This is a genomic window from Vagococcus fluvialis bH819 (genome assembly GCF_900163795.1).
Lineage (GTDB): Bacteria > Bacillota > Bacilli > Lactobacillales > Vagococcaceae > Vagococcus > Vagococcus fluvialis_A.
In genome coordinates, this window is record NZ_FWFD01000018.1 from 41,537 (window position 1) to 57,458 (window position 15,922).

Here is a 15,922-nt window from a genome sequence, read left to right on the forward strand (position 1 = left end):
GTAATTATGTTTGGAATATTTGATATGTTTAAACCAGCTGAAACGTTTGTCATAGCTCATTCAGAAGAAATAAAACCAGCAACAATTAAAGAAGCGGGGCAATTAATTAATTATGTTATTGGTGTTAATAACGACTTGCTAGACCGTGGAAAAAGTGGCTGGTTAATCGTTAAAAAAACAGTCACTAAGAAAAAAATTGATACAGATATTTTTGCTATGCGTTTAGATTTACCGTTATTAGAAGATAACCCTTATTTTACTAACTTATTAGAGCCTTTTTATCAAAGTAAACCAGTTGAATTTGATGAATCGCTATTATTAGAAATGGAAGAAACCGTTCAAGATGAAGGGAATGAGGTAGATGAAACACCCACTTTACCTAGTAATTTAGAGTCACTAGTTAAAAAAGGAACTGATGTTTTGGAGCAAGAGGAAACCCTTGTTCCAATAGAAATAACTGAAAGTTCAAATATATTGTCTGAAGAAAAAAATTTAGAGTATGAACAAGAAATTGAGCGATTGAAATTAGAGTTAGAAGCTAAAAATGATTTACTGGCTAAACAAGTCCAAAAAGAAAAGGAAATTGTTGAATTTCAGAAAGTTGTACAAGTAGAAAATACTAAAGATATACCTGTTTCAAACGAATTTCCGGATATTGTAGGTTCAGCTTTACAGTCAAGATTAACTCAGTTAGAACAAGAAATTAAACAAAGAGATACTCGCTCACATATAAAAGAATCAATTGTTAATGATTTTCAAGATAAGAAAAAGAAAGCGATAGAAAATAAATTAATTGAGTTAGAAATTGAGAAAAATGTAAAACTTGAGAAACCAAAAGCTGATTATGAGCTGCTGGTAAAACAAATAGTTGATGAACACAATCAAATTAAAGAAAAAGAAATGAAGAATATTACAGATTATTATGAAAAAGAGTGTCAAATTAAAATAAAAAATGAAACTGAAAAACATTCTGAAGAATTAGCGAATTACTTAAATGAACGAAAAAATGAGTTACTAAATTGGCAAAAATCTTTTAATAATGATATTGAGTCGCAATTAGGTAGTATGTATTATGTGTTCCAATTACCAGTTGAAGAATAGCTTTAAAAGAAATAAAAATAAGCTAGGAGGGATTCATTGGAACAGCAAGAAATGGTCCACCGTTGCGTTATGACAGGTACTAAAACGTTTGGCAAGACGATTGAGGTTCTTCTTTATTTATCAATGGAAGGATTAACCAATTTAAAAGATAGTCAATTTCCAATGCACGGTGAAACAAATTTATATAAATTAATGAGTAGAAGTGATCCTCTCACTTCTGCTTTTTTAAATGAAAAAGTAGATTTTAACCAGTTGAAAGAGCAGTTAAACAATCAAGGGTTACCTTTTTCTTTTAGAGAAACAAAAGAAGGAACAGAGTTATTCTTTAGAGTTAAAGACCAAGAATTAGCTAAAAAAGCATTAGAACGGGTTATATTAGATATAAAAAAATCGCCCAAAAGTATTCTAAAAAAACCTGGTTCAATGACTTTTGATGAAAAAGTAGCCTATGTGAAGCAATCTAATGCTTATAAAGGAAATATCTACACGACTAGAGCATTAAATAAAGGACGTGGTATTTAATGCAAATACATAAAAAAGAGTTTAAACCCTATCTATATAGAGGTTTATTACTTGCTTATATTGGTTATTGTTGTGGCAATTTTTGGATGGTTCTTCCAGGTTATGACCTGTACTCAAAAACTCATAATCTAATGACTAAAGACTTGAACGGAATTATATTAGATAATTCTGTTCAAGTTTTTTTATTACCATCAGTAGTAGGGCTATATTTAGGTGTTCTAGCTTTTCTAGTTAGCCTTATTTTTTACACCATAGATAATGATAAAGGTGTTTACCGAAATGGAGAGGAACATGGTTCTGCAAGATTTGCGAAAGTGGAAGAGATAGAAAAATTTTCAGATGAAAAGCCTGAAAATAATATTATTCTTACTAGAAATAGTCGAATGGGCTTAGATAATAAGCGAATACCTTATGAGCATCAAAAAAATAAGAATGCGGTTGTATTTGGTGGTCCAGGTTCAGGTAAAACATTTACATTTATTAAACCTAATATTATGCAGTTGAATTCAAGTTTCTTAACGATTGATCCTAAAGGCTTATTAATACGAGAAATGGGTCAGTTATTAGAAGATGCTGGATATAAAATCAAGATTTTTGACCTAAATAATCTATTAAATAGTGATATGTTTAACGTATTTTCTTATATAAAAACTGAGTTAGATATTGACCGAGTATTAGAAGCTATTACTGAAGGGACAAAAAAGAAAGAAAATAATAGTGGCGACGATTTTTGGAGACAAGCTGAAGGTTTGTTAATTCGAGCATTTATAGGTTTCTTATGGTACGACGGACAAGATAATAACTATCTACCTCATTTGGGTATGATTGGTGATATGTTGCGATTAACTGAGAGAAAAGAGAAAGATACACCTAGTCCAGTTGAAGAGTGGTTTGAAGAATTAAATAGAAAACATCCTGATAATTATGCCTATAAACAGTGGACTTTGTTTAATGATTTATATAATGGTGAGACTCGTATGAGTGTTTTAGCAATTGCAGCTGGTCGTTATTCAATCTTTGACCATACGCAAGTAGTTGATATGATTCGCTACGATACGATGGATATTGAGTCATGGATAGATGAAAAAACGGCTGTATTTGTTACTATACCTGAGACAAATGATGCTTATAACTTTTTAGCGTCAATCTTTATTTCAACTGCCATGGAAACTCTTAGAAAAACCAAAGATGATATTTTAACAGGCCTTGTTGATTTCAGAGAAACTCATCATTTCAGATTTTATTTAGATGAAATTGCCAACGTTGGACGTATTCCGAATGTTGACAAAGCCCTGGCAACGTTTAGAAGTAGGGACTTATCTCTTGTGTTAGTTCTACAAGCATTAGATCAGTTAAAAACAATGTATCCAAAAGGTTGGGCGACGTTGATAAATACCTGTGATACGCTTCTTTTTCTTGGTGGTGACGAAAAGGAAACAACTGAATACTTATCAAAACGTGCTGGTAAACAAACCATTTCTGTTAGGAAAAATAGCCATAATAAAGGTAGAAATGGTGGCGGTTCAGAAAGTCGAGATACTATTGGCCGTGATTTATTGACTCCTGATGAAATAGGCCGAATTAATGGGAATGAAGCCTTACTGTATATCTCAGGACAGTTTGTATTTAAAGATGAAAAGTATGTTGTAAGTGACCATGAATACGCTGATTTACTTGCTAACAACCCAGGTGATGAACGTTGGTATCGTTATAAGCGTTATAAAAATGATGTTGAAAAATTATTAGATCAGGTTAAAAAAGAAAATGTGGTTAATCATGGAGTTGTTTCTGATGATATTGCTGCATAAATAAAGGAGAATTTTTATGTTTGTATTTGTACTACTAATCATTTGGTCCTTTTGCCTTTCTTGTTTATTTAAGGAGGTGATTCCTCGAGTTTATATTTATCTAGCATTAGTCTTTACCATTGTGGCAACTTATTTTTATATTCAATCTAATTTTTACTACGTTATTTTAAGTTAGGAGGTATCTAGTTAGTATGGGACAAACGCATAAAGAAAGAGTAAAATCTCTTGAAATCGCTCAAAATGTAGATATTTTATCAGTTGCAGATGCACTTGGTATGGGGCTTGAACGGTCAGGACGAACGTATCAATGGTCAAAACATGACAGTCTGAAAATCACACCGAGTAAAAATAGTTTTTACTGGAACTCTCGCTCAAAAGGTGGGGGTTCTATTCAGTTAGTAATGGCAGTTAATGAGTGTTCCTATAAGGAAGCTATTAAATTCATTAATGAAAATGAACTAAGTGAGTTTAAAGACCAGGTATTAGCACCTGAAAAACCTTTTGTTTACTTTCTTAAAGAGGATAAAGATTTATCTAAAACAAAAGACTATTTAATAAACGAACGTCAACTGTCGAAAGAGACAGTTGATTTTTTTATTGAAAAAAACGTGATAACGCAAGGAAAATACAAAGATAAGATTAATAACCATGAAGAAACAGCAATTGTTTTTAAACATACTGATTTAACGGGTACAGTCAAAGGGATGTCTTATCAAGGGATAGATGCTTTTCCGGAGATTCACGGAGACAGAACACGTTTAAAACGTGTCTACGGTGACGGTTATTATGGGTTAAGCGTACCTATAGGTCATGTTCCAAAAGGAAAAGATATTTCTATTGATAATCCATTAAAAATAATTGCATTTGAAGCTCCAATTGATTTAATGAGCTACTACGAATTAAATAAAAACAACTTAAATAATGTTGTTTTACTAGCTATGAATGGCTTTAAAAAAGGGACTTTATCCACTTATATTGCTAATTCACTGGGTTCAAATTTATCAGACGAAAAAAAACAAACTTTTCTTGAAGATATGCAAAAGATGGCCAAAAAGAAAGTGCCATTTATTCAGCTGACTCTTGCGGTTGATAATGACAAAGCTGGCCATAATTTTATTAATGAATTTGGAATTGATTTCATAGATGTTCAAACCGATTTACCACCTATTAAGGAGGGGGTAGATAAATCAGACTGGAACGAAGTTTTAAAAGAGACTAAATCAGTTTTAAAAGGGGATATAGTGATGGATGAAGTACCACAATCACGTACAAGATTAGATATTTCAAAAGGCAAATTAGCAAGACTAGAGGGTGAATTTAATTCTAAGGTAGAACAAGTTTACGTTCATGCAGCAAAAACGAATGGCCAACCAATGAATGATAAAAGAGGCGGATATCGCCACATTCATCAACAAGAAAAAAAGGAAGATGCAGTTTTTAACACCTTGAAAGAAATCAAGGAACAGAAAAAGCGTGTTGAAAAATTGGAACGTCAAGCGGAATTAAAGGAAATGGGGTTTAATCGACAAGGTGGCTTAAACATGATTGTTGAGAATATTCCACGTATTCAAGAAGAAATTGAGAAGTCTAAACGTGGAGAGTCACTTTTTAGCAAAACAACTATAAGGAAATATGAAAAGAAATTAAATGATTTACTCATTACACAAGCCATTTCTAAAGTTTCAAATCCTCAATTGAAGGAATTGGTTGAGTCCGGAAAGGTCACTCAATGGAATAAGAACCCTACTATTCATTTTGTTGCTGGTTTAAGAAAAGTTGCTTTAGAGTTAAAACCAACTGGAGAACTTGACGTATCGGCAAAATTTCCTCCTAAAACTGATGAAGAGAAAAAAATTGTTTCTGAATTACTTCAAAAAGAAGTGTCATTAACTCAAGAAAAGGAGCAAAAAGCAGATATGAAAACTAATGAGGAATTATCTGATTATTTTAAAGTCGAATTTAATGAGACTAACCCAATGAAAGGAATTGTTAGCCTTGAAGGTGAGATAGTAACCCTTGATTTAATTGAAAAAATTAAACTGTTTGACCAATCAGCTACAAATGAACCAGGTTATTATAAATTCTTTTTTGATGAATTTAAGAATGGTGAAAAGGTCAGTCAATTGAGGATAGATATTGGAGACGGAATAGGTAGAAATCAAAAATATTACCAACAATTAGAGGAAAAAGTAGTGACTTTTCCGAAAAAAGAGGTAGCTGAGAAGGACACTGAAACAAGCAAAAAAGAACATATAGTACCTAAAAAAGCTGATTCTATTGAAAAGGTAGATACAGAAAATGAAGTAATACCAGTATCAGCAACATCTACTGAAAATACAGAAATAGATGTTCCTGAAAATAAAAGTATGACCTATAATTTTTTAGTTTCTATTGAAGAAGGATTAAACGATACGCTTAATCAAATGGCATTAACTGATTCCCCTACCCAAAATTATTTAACAGAAACAGAAGTTAAGCAATTGTTATCGACTCATTTAGATAAGGTAGAACACTTGATACAACATTTTTCTGATTCTGCTAATCAACTAGAGAACCCCACTAAAGAACAAACTGAACGCATACAAAAAGGCTTACGAGATACGATTAAAGAGGTATCTAATCAATTTAAAGAAGCGTTAAAAGAATCTCTGACGCATAAGAAGAATGAAATTATTACCTTTCCTAAACGAAAAGCGGATGAGATTCGCCAACATATATCGACTGCTTTTAGAAGTCGATTGTTAAAAATCAATCAATCAATTCAAGCGTTTGTTGATAAGGTTGATCAAAAATATAAGGATACTGAAAAACTTTATCCTGATGAAAAATTGGAAAATCCAATTACTGAAGGCGGAGATATTTCACCCGATGTCACACCATTAGAAAAAAATAGTGACACTATTTTGATTAAAGATACTTTAGAAAAAGAGCTTGTTCCTAGTGAAGATATGATTCAACTAGGACGAAACTATTCTTCTTTACTTGCCGAAATGGACGATTTAAAAGAACAAATTAGTCAATCAATCAGTCAAAATCCTTTATTAGATGTGTCAAATTTACAACAAAAACTAAAAATTAATCAGGACAGTATCAAAGAAGTTGGAGAGAAATTAAATAAGCTGCGACTACCAATTAACCCCGATAAAACAATGACTAGCAATATAGATACTGTAGCAAAGTTATCTATCCTAGTCGCACAAAGAGATAGTCTGTTAGCCGAAAGAGACCAATGGGTGAGCCACCCTGATTTTCTTAATCAGAAAATAGAATCAACTAATTTAGAATCACCACTAAATCAATTTAAGAAATGTGACGCTCAAATTATAGCGATTGATAAGCTAATAGTTGAGCTACAAAATGGAAAAGAAGTTAATTCATCTGAGTTTTTACAAACGGCACGAGTAGAGCAATTAGTTACAAAAGAGGTTATCAATAAGCCTGTAACGGAGCAAATTCATGCAGAGACTAAAGACATTAAACGTGAGGAAGTTTTAACAGATAGTGATATTAAAAAACTGACAGATACTGTTAAAGACCAAAGAATGATGTTACTAAATCCTGATGTATTTAAAAAATATTTAGACTCAACAACTAAGTTACATTCTTATTCACCTAAAAATATTCAGTTGATTGTGAGCCAATTTCCTGAAGCAACACAAGTTGCTAGTGAGAATAAATGGAAGCAACTTGGCTATGAATTAACAGCTGATGCTAAACCTATTCATGTTTATGCTCCAGTTGTTTCAGAGGGAGAAGTAGATAAAAAAGGAGACATTCAATTTTACTTGAAACCAGTTTATGACGTAAGCCAAACGACTGGAAAAGAAAATTTTCAGTCATTTCAACTGAATGAAAATGACAAGGAACAAGTATCGAAGGTCATTTATGGTTTAACAGATAACGTGACCAATAAGGAGCTGGTTAATCAAATACCAGTTAATTCTATTGGTAAAAACTTTAATGAAATCATGAAGAGTTACATTGATTTAACGGTAGAACAATCATTAAAAACGACCTCACAAGGTCTACAAAGACAGTTTGAAGTTAACGCAATATCTTATGTAATTGCCAATCATTTAGGCTTAGAGAGCGAAAAAATGTACTCACTAGAAGAATTAAAGCAGTTCAATACAAGTCCTAATTCAATGAAAAATTTAGACAACTCACTTATAACTATCTCCAAGCATTCAGATAAATTAGTTCAATCTATCAATCAGAAAGTGAATGGTAAAGCTCAACAAAAAAATAAATTTGAGGAACGAGTTGCTGAAGGTCAGGCAATGAATAAACAAGTTGAATGTAGTCGTCCAACACAAGAACAGGAACAAAAACAATCACTAAGACGTTAAACAAAGGAGCTTACACATGGTAGAAAAATCTAAAATTAAAGAGAAACAACCTATTGATTCCTCACTATCAGAAATTATCAAAGCGAAAGATTATAAAAAACTATCACGTCATTTAGAAGATGGTATTGAAAAATATCTTCATAGTGACGACTACATTAATTACTTAAAGTTTATCTCACAATTTCATAAATATTCCTCCAAGAACGTGCAATTAATCTTGGAACAGAATCCTGATGCAAGCCGAGTGGCTGGTTTTCAGACGTGGAAAAAAATGGATAGATACGTAAAAAAAGGTTCGAAGGCTCTATTTATTTATGCTCCCTATACAGTTGATAAGAAAGATAAAGATGGAACTGTCATGGTCGATGATAATGGTACACCCTTAAAAAGTACCCGCTTTATGTTGAAGCCTGTATTCGATGTGAGTCAGACTGAAGGTGAAAAACCACTTCCTAAACAAGTTTATAATTTGACTGAGGAACTAGATGATCCTAAAAAATTTGTAGCTTACTACAATCTATTGAAAGACCTAAGTCCTGTCGATATTTCAATTGAACCAATTCAATCAAGAGCTAATGGTTACTACAATGTAACGGATAAAAGAATTGTTGTTAAGGAAGGACTAGGCGAAGTCATGACGTTAAAAGTGATGATACATGAAATGGCTCATGCGATTTTACATGCTGATTCATCTGCTTTTTTTGGTGATAAGACGTATCGCAAACAAGAATTTGAAGCTGAATCTGTGGCTTATATTGTTAGTGACCACTTAGGATTTGATACGAGTGACTACTCATTTGGTTATCTTTCTTCATGGACTGATAGAGGAAATGAGCTATCAGATTTAACCGATTCTTTGGAAAAAATTACAAAGGAAGCTAGTAAATTAATTGAGTCAATTGATAAAACATTGACTCAAATTTACACTTTAAATGCTCCTGAAAATAAATTTGAGGAACGTGTAGCCATTGCTAGAAATTTGCCCGTCGCTATTCCTAGAGAGCCAAAAAAGGAGTACAGACAGGCTGAACCAACTCCAAAAAAGACGGTTGAGAACTCGCTTAATAGTAGAATGTCTCAATAAATTTAATCAAAAAAGAGAGGGATATGTGTATGTTGCAGCTATCAGATGAAGCACGATTTATAATTATTCAACAATTTACAGATGAAACAGTTCCTAATGGAACTGTGATTCATCCAAAGAAAAAAGAAAAGAAAAAGGGTTCACTTACTAAAGAAATTCAACAATTAATTCATGATTACACTGAATTAGAAATTGAAATTGACCTTGCACCTTATGAAGAAGCTGAAAAATTTTTAAGAAAATTAGCAGTTGGTGAACCTTACAATGAGTTTATTAATTCACTACTCAGACCTTACATGAGTTAAAAGCAAAACAACCAAAAGAAGAAAAAAAGGGGATTGGGGAAACCCCAACTATTAAACAACCTCCACCGTGATTTTGGGTGGAGGTTGTTTAAATTTATGTCATTGGGGGACCAATGACTATGCTTGCAAGAGCAAAGTCTGACGCTTAGAGAAAGATTTGTAAAGGAGTAAATTCATGGAACGTTATCGTCATAAGGAACAAAAAATAAGATTTACTGAAGACGAGTTTAATTACGTTTTATCAAAAATGGCAGATAGTAGAAAAAAAAAATTTCAACATTTTGCCCTTGATATGTTAATTCAAGGAGAAGTTTCTTTTGTTGATTACACGGAATTGAGAAGGTTAGTGTACGAAGTAAAAAAAATAGGAACTAATATTAATCAAATAGTAAGACTAGCTAATCAATTTGATGATATTTCAGTTACTGATATAAAAATGCTAACACAAACATTATCAAATTTAACTGAACTAGTTGAAACTGAATTACAGAAGCAACAAGAAAAACATAGTCTAAAGGATTGTGAGTAAATGGTTTATACAAAACATTTTCCAATACATAGTTTTAAAAACTTAAAGAGAGCAGAAAAATATATTAGTAACGCAGATAAGACATTAGTTGATTACAATGAAGAACCTTCTCGTTTAGATGATTTATTTAGATATATCGCAAATAATGATAAAACAATGATGAAACAACTTGTATCAACATATGGTGTTGTAGATTCTGAAACTGCATATGAAGAGTTTAAGTACACAAAAATGAAAGCAGCTTATATGACAGGAAGAAATTATAAATTTAATTCTGTTACTAAGAAACTTGAACCACCATCATTAATAGATATTGAAAAAAAAAATACTGTCTTAGCTCGACATTTGATTCAGTCATTCTCACCTGAAGATAATTTAACGCCGGAACAGGTTCATGAGATAGGTCGAAAAACGATTTTAGAATTTACTGGTGGTGAATATGAATTTGTCATAGCGACACATACAGACAAAGAACATATTCATAACCACATTATACTTAACACAACTAATTTAGAAACTGGTAAGGCATTGCCTTGGAAAATTGCAAAAACAAAAGGAGGGCATAAAGATATTTCAAAGTTTAATTTTGAAAAAATTTCAGACAAAGTAGCGTCAGAATATGGAGCAAGATTAATTGAAAAATCACCTAAAAATTCACATCAGAAATATACTAAATGGGAAACAGAATCAATCTATAAACTAAAAATAAAATCTCGTTTAGATTATTTGATAGAGCATAGTTCCTCAATAGATGACTTCATGCTGAAGGCTGAAGCTTTAAATCTTTCTGTTAATTTTTCGGGCAAGTGGGCCACCTATCGTTTGTTGGATGAACCGCAAATTAAAAATACAAGGGGACGAAATATAGTTAAAGGAGATCCAACGCGATATAACAAAGAATCCATAGAAGAGAAATTAAAAGAGAATTCAGGGATATTTTCTATAGAGGATGTAGTAGAAAATTATCATGAAAAGACTAGTCGGGTAGAACAAGATTTTGATTACCAAATTACAGTGGAGGACTGGCAAGTATCACACTCAACTGAGAAAGGGTATTATCTGAATGTTGATGTTGGATATAATGAACCAGGAAAACTTTTTATAGGAAGTTATAAGGTAGATAGACTAGAAGATGGTCAGTTGAATCTATTCATCAAAGAGAAAGACTTCTTTTATTTGATGAATGATAAGCACTCAGAATTTAATAGGTATATAACTGGTGCTAGTTTGGTAAGACAGTTACAACGTTATAATGGACAGGTTCCATTGAAAAAAGAGCCAGTAATGACACAATTAAAAGAACTAGTCTATGCGATTAATTTTTTAGCAGAGCATGATGTTCAGGATGGCCGCCAACTACGAAATTTAGAAAATCAGTTTGACCAGGCATTAACTGAAGCAAACGAAACGCTGGAAAAATTATCAGAAAAAATGATGATGCTACATCAAATCAGTAAGCTGCTTATTGAATCAGAGGTGACTCAGCAACCTCAAGAAGTGCAAAGAAAGTTATCTAGCTTATTACCACATGCGACACTTAATGAGCTTAGTTATGACGACATTAAAAGTGAAATAGCTTCCATTCAGAAGAGCCAAACCTATTTAAAAGAAACAGTCAAAACAACCGTTAAGAAAATAGAAAATGTTCATCTAATTCAAGCTATGCCGAATAAAAATCATGAAATAAAACAAGAAAGAAAAGTTTAACCTGGTGTTTCAGTAATTGATTAGATAAAATTAAAAAGTAAGGAAGAAAATAATGAGTGATAAACAAAACGAACTACTAGAAGAATTGAAACTAATTTATTCATGGCAACATAGCCACTTATCAGATATTCTTTATTATTTAGCTAAACGCGATTATGATATGTTCGATAGTCAAACAATACGAATTTATGATCAATTGAGTGAAGAGGAATATGTTAAAGTAGTTAATGAATTTTCTAAATGGATAATAGAGAAATCTATTTAGTTATACATAATGACAATAGGAGATAGGGCAATGACAAGAAAGGAGAAAGTATGAAATTAGAATTTGATAATATTAAATTTGGATATTTTGTAAGTGAAATAAATGTTGAAAATTGGGAGATTGAAGAAAAATTAATTGAAGATCCAGTTTTTGGCAAAAATAGTGATTACTATTTTACGTTAGGCGATAATCATGATACTAGTGATATTGCAATGTTTGTTTCAGAAGTACGAGAAAATGTTATAGAGAAAATACCGTACGAAGAAATTAAAGACTTACCAAAGAACATACAAAAAAATATAGAACTGTATAGAAATATAAAAACAAATGAATTTACAGGTATTGTCAAAGTGCAATAGGCAATTATATTTAGTTATACTTAAAGTCAATAGGCAAAGAACAGGGTATAAATATTTTAAGGAAAATTAAGTAACGAACGTGTATGTTATAATCATATTATTATAAAATTAAGACTGATTAACGGTAGGAGAAAAAAATAAAAACCGTAGAAAATAAGAATCTCTAAAAATATATTAATTAATATGAATTCAAGAAAGGAAGGCTCTTTCATGATAGTTAAGACTCTACACGTTAAAGAGAGGCGACAAAAAAAAGTCTTTGAGATATACCCTAATCAAAAAGAATATACTTTCAGAGTCGATAAAAAGATTGAAGATAAAATGAAAGTAGGTAAGCTGGTTCGTTTTTCAAAACAGCAACTTTTATATGTAACTGAAGTGATCACTGATTGTGAAGATGAAGAACAATATACGGGAACAGTTAAAAGAATTGTTAAATTAAAAAATCGACCAATTATTTTTTTAACTGATGATGATTTAGAAGAACGACGTATTGAACGAGAAAAGCAAGCAAAAAAACAGCAAAATATTGCGAATCATACTAAGAAAATTTGTGTTGCTCAGGGAACTTATTTAATGATGGAAGGGAAAAACTTTAGAAACCTAAATAAAATCGTTAAAGTAGAAGTCAATAAAAATATACAAAAATGGGTTCAGATAGGTGATATTCTTTATATTCGCTATGTAAATAAAAATGGAAATAATGTGTATCGTTATGTGTTAGTTCAAGAAATTATTCCGGATTTTTTAATTACACGTAAAAAAACTGAGTGTGAAGTCGTTCATCATTATTACCAAAAAACGGCAAAAGGTTATGTTAAAACGATGCTTCAAAAGAACGGTTTACCTGTACCACCTAAAAAGATAGCAGCTAAGAAGAAAAAGCCTAAAAAGCAAGCAAGTAAAGTTGAAGATAAACAAGTAGTACCTCTTTCAAGAAAAAAAGAAGCAGAAAAAAAGAAAGAAGATCTTGAAAAAAATAAATCAGGTCATAGTTGGACTATGAGGCAAAGAAATAGTAATTCCCCTGGAGATATTAACTAATTTCTCTATGTTGTTTTGGGTGTTTTTCCTATGATGTTTGATATAGGAAGCGATTGAATAATGAGCTTTCTATTGAGTCGGCGCCGCGGTGGTGGCGGTCGGAGCAAGGCGACTCAAACGACAAGGTGGTTTTCCTTGTCGCAGCTTATTAGAAAGAGAAGAAATAAAACAGTCTAAAACCTTGATAACAATAGGTTTTAGACTGTTTTTATGTTATAATAAAGAAGTAGAGAAGTTAGTGACGGTGGCTATCTTTTAATGGAGGTGGTGCTTATGAAAATAAGTATTAAATCTAGGAAAGGAGAAGCCCTTTTGTCTGCATTGGAAACTATCCAATTATTATTAGGTTTTGGCACTTTTGTCATTGCGTTAATAAAATTGGTTGTTGACCTTGTAAAAAATGACAAAAAAAATAACCGTTCACTTAAACTTTGGCTAGTTTAACGGTTATTTTTTACCAAAACAATGCTACCGTCTTTAACGGTTCTACTTAGGGGCGTATTTCCAGTACGTCCCTTTCACTTAGTATTATACCATGAATCAATAAAAAATGTTACTAAAAACACTATCTAAACCATATATCATAGTTGGTTTAGATAGTGTTTTTTTAGCTTATTCTTTTTATTTTATCTTCCCATTTGTTGATTGCCTTTTGTAAGTCGTTGGCTACTGTTTCACGGTTATATTTCCCTTGTACCTGGGCAACGTGTTGATTTTTATATTCTAAGGTAAAGTATGGTTTTTCGACTTCATCTTTTTGTCTAATGAAGATTATATTTGTATCGCCTTTTGTGTGATTATCTAAGTAGTGTTTCCCACCAACACAATGATGTAAAGCATTTCCCTCATTAACAATCTCTTGTAAATCTTTAGGAACAAGGAACATAAATTCATCAATTTCTTGTTCATACTTCTGTAAAGATTTTTTTCGTTTCTCATACTCTTTTTCTTCTAGTTCTCTTTCAAGTTTCCCAATAACACTAACTAAATCATCATGAGCTTTTCTAATGTCTTTAGGAAAAATGATTAAATCACTTGTTAAAGGTGTTTCTAGTTCCTGTAACATATAAATGTAATCTAAATAGTAATCAAATGAAAACTTTTGCTCTTCAAGATAATTAATAAATTTACGAAGATTAATTTCTTTAGGTAACTTCTTTAACTGCTTGTAATGAATTAGTCTGTCTAAATTATCAATCATTTTAATATGTCGCTTTTCTAAATACAGTTGTATCATAATTTCATTAAATGATTTATCTGATTTTTTTAAGAGTGACTTATTTTTCTTTAACCAATTTTTATTAATTGTTGTCATGTCTACTGTACTGTAATAGTCTTTTCCATAGGGTAATTTACCTGTAAACATGATGTTCTCTGCTAGTCTTTTATTTCCGATTTTTTGTAGGTATTCAATTTCATATCTGTACTTATAAATTCGACTAATATCTTCTCGTTGAATTCTAGGTAATGTTAAATACTTTAAATCTCGATTGTTTTTTAATTTAGATTGCCAGTTGTTTGGATAAAAAATAGTGTTGGTATAGTTTCCACTCATAAAACCGTAACTGGTTCTTAGTCCATTGTCCCACTGGTTATTATAAGTATTATAGGCTTTGATATGTTTGCCATTTTCAAAACGTTCGAAGTTTGTTAATCGCTTTGAAAGAATTTCTTTACCCTCTTTTATTTCTTGCCAGTAATCATGAGATTGTATCTCGATTCGATTTTTAGAAACAAGGATAATTGAAAACTGATAAAATTTTACAGAGAACGTTAATCGTGAGTTTTTCGTCAGTCTTTTTTTAATAAGTTCGCAACCAGTACGCTCACTGGACTTAATCGTCTTTTCTTTGTTGCTCCATTCAAAAATTGGAATTTGGCTTTCACACCACTTAAAGAAGTCTTTAGGTGGTGTGAGCGTTTTGCCAATTTCTTTAGTTAATTGATTAGTCATTAGATTGTTGCGAACAACTCAAGTTGTTGCTCGTTTTCTTCTTGTTGTTCGGCTCCCCCTTTCTCACTTGCTGGGAGAACATTACTAGTAATTTTTGTTACGTTATTAACTGGTTCAGTTTTTTTCTTAACTTTAGGTTGAGCCTTAGCTTTCTTTTTAGGTTTAGCTTTTGGTAGTTCATAGTGAATGAAGTAATCAGATACCCACTGAAAAACGGTATTATCTTCAACCATGACTGATGGACTATTCTTATCCGTTTTACGAGCTTGGTCTGAACAATAGGTAAATGCTCCTTTTAATGTCTTACCCTCTGTTAGAATGCCTTTAAATAGCTCTTGGTTGGTTTGTTTACAAAGCCATTGATGAATACGCTCGATAGGTTGTGAACTTTCTTGTTTGATTTCAGACAACATTTTTTCTAAGGCTTGCTCTATACAGTTTTCTAAAACTGGCTCTGTGTGATTTTCTTCTGTTTTGGTGTCATGTTGTCTGAAAAATCGGTCATACTCTAACTCGTCACTTAGGACTAACCATTGATAAAATTTACCATTTTCTCTCATGCTATCAATGGATAAGTACAATGATGTATAGTCATTTTCTTCTGTCATTTTAGAGATAGGAGCTTGTAATGGTAATCTACTCAAGTAACCTTGTAAGGTCTTAATATCATACATTTGGATAGTTTCATGGGCATAGAATGTTAACCATTGAAATTTTTTGTCATTCTTTATTTTTTCTTCTTTTTTAAAGGCTACACTCATGTAACCTCTGTCACAGTCAAAGACTGCGACAGGTAAGTTTTTATCAAATTTTGATAAGTGTTCTTGTAGTTCTTGGATAGTATCTGCTTTTAATATGGTCATTGGTAACGCTCCTTAAAATTTTCTTGTCAAAG

General features: G+C 31.8%; 14 protein-coding genes. 12 read left to right on the forward strand and 2 right to left on the reverse strand.

What is annotated here, in order from left to right; all coding sequences use genetic code 11:
• Positions 1-6: 6 nt before the first annotated feature.
• From FM121_RS13090 to FM121_RS13145, 12 genes are all read left to right on the forward strand, one after another.
• Positions 7-1,101, forward strand: a complete 1,095-nt coding sequence (locus FM121_RS13090) for a hypothetical protein (protein WP_086952636.1) — start codon at positions 7-9, stop codon at positions 1,099-1,101.
• Positions 1,102-1,137: 36 nt separating this feature from the next.
• Complete coding sequence (locus FM121_RS13095) at positions 1,138-1,623, forward strand: DUF3801 domain-containing protein (protein ID WP_143597089.1); 486 nt, start codon at positions 1,138-1,140, stop codon at positions 1,621-1,623.
• On the forward strand, positions 1,623-3,431 hold the full coding sequence (locus FM121_RS13100; RefSeq protein ID WP_086952637.1) for a VirD4-like conjugal transfer protein, CD1115 family: 1,809 nt from the start codon (positions 1,623-1,625) through the stop codon (positions 3,429-3,431). The genes FM121_RS13095 and FM121_RS13100 overlap by 1 nt, the downstream gene beginning before the upstream one ends.
• A gap of 191 nt (positions 3,432-3,622) precedes the next feature.
• Positions 3,623-7,780, forward strand: coding sequence for a DUF3991 domain-containing protein (locus FM121_RS13105; RefSeq protein WP_086952638.1), 4,158 nt, complete (start codon positions 3,623-3,625; stop codon positions 7,778-7,780).
• Positions 7,781-7,796: 16 nt separating this feature from the next.
• A complete protein-coding gene (locus FM121_RS13110; RefSeq protein WP_086952639.1) occupies positions 7,797-8,864 on the forward strand; it encodes an ArdC-like ssDNA-binding domain-containing protein in 1,068 nt (355 codons plus the stop codon).
• 29 nt (positions 8,865-8,893) lie between these two features.
• Positions 8,894-9,169, forward strand: a complete 276-nt coding sequence (locus FM121_RS13115) for a hypothetical protein (RefSeq protein ID WP_086952640.1) — start codon at positions 8,894-8,896, stop codon at positions 9,167-9,169.
• A 175-nt stretch (positions 9,170-9,344) separates the two neighbouring features.
• Entirely contained in the window at positions 9,345-9,698 is a 354-nt protein-coding gene (gene mobC, locus FM121_RS13120; protein WP_086952641.1) for a plasmid mobilization relaxosome protein MobC, read from the forward strand.
• Complete coding sequence (locus tag FM121_RS13125) at positions 9,699-11,405, forward strand: relaxase/mobilization nuclease domain-containing protein (RefSeq protein ID WP_086952642.1); 1,707 nt, start codon at positions 9,699-9,701, stop codon at positions 11,403-11,405.
• 52 nt (positions 11,406-11,457) lie between these two features.
• Positions 11,458-11,670 (forward strand): hypothetical protein, encoded by a 213-nt coding sequence (locus tag FM121_RS13130; protein WP_086952643.1) that lies wholly within the window; start codon positions 11,458-11,460, stop codon positions 11,668-11,670.
• A gap of 50 nt (positions 11,671-11,720) precedes the next feature.
• The gene (locus FM121_RS13135; protein WP_086952644.1) at positions 11,721-12,029 is read left to right on the forward strand and encodes a hypothetical protein; all 309 of its coding nucleotides are present in this window, start codon (positions 11,721-11,723) and stop codon (positions 12,027-12,029) included.
• A 210-nt stretch (positions 12,030-12,239) separates the two neighbouring features.
• A complete protein-coding gene (locus tag FM121_RS13140) occupies positions 12,240-13,073 on the forward strand; it encodes a hypothetical protein (protein WP_086952645.1) in 834 nt (277 codons plus the stop codon).
• Positions 13,074-13,346: 273 nt separating this feature from the next.
• Positions 13,347-13,517: a putative holin-like toxin gene (locus FM121_RS13145; protein WP_143597090.1), complete on the forward strand. Its 171-nt coding sequence runs from the start codon at positions 13,347-13,349 to the stop codon at positions 13,515-13,517.
• Positions 13,518-13,680: 163 nt separating this feature from the next.
• On the opposite strand, the gene FM121_RS13150 is transcribed toward FM121_RS13145, so the two are convergent.
• Positions 13,681-15,027, reverse strand: a complete 1,347-nt coding sequence (locus tag FM121_RS13150) for a PcfJ domain-containing protein (protein WP_086952647.1) — start codon at positions 15,025-15,027, stop codon at positions 13,681-13,683.
• Positions 15,027-15,890 (reverse strand): Cas9 inhibitor AcrIIA9 family protein, encoded by an 864-nt coding sequence (locus FM121_RS13155; RefSeq protein ID WP_086952648.1) that lies wholly within the window; start codon positions 15,888-15,890, stop codon positions 15,027-15,029. Before FM121_RS13155 ends, FM121_RS13150 begins: the two co-directional genes overlap by 1 nt.
• Between the last annotated feature and the right edge of the window lie 32 nt (positions 15,891-15,922).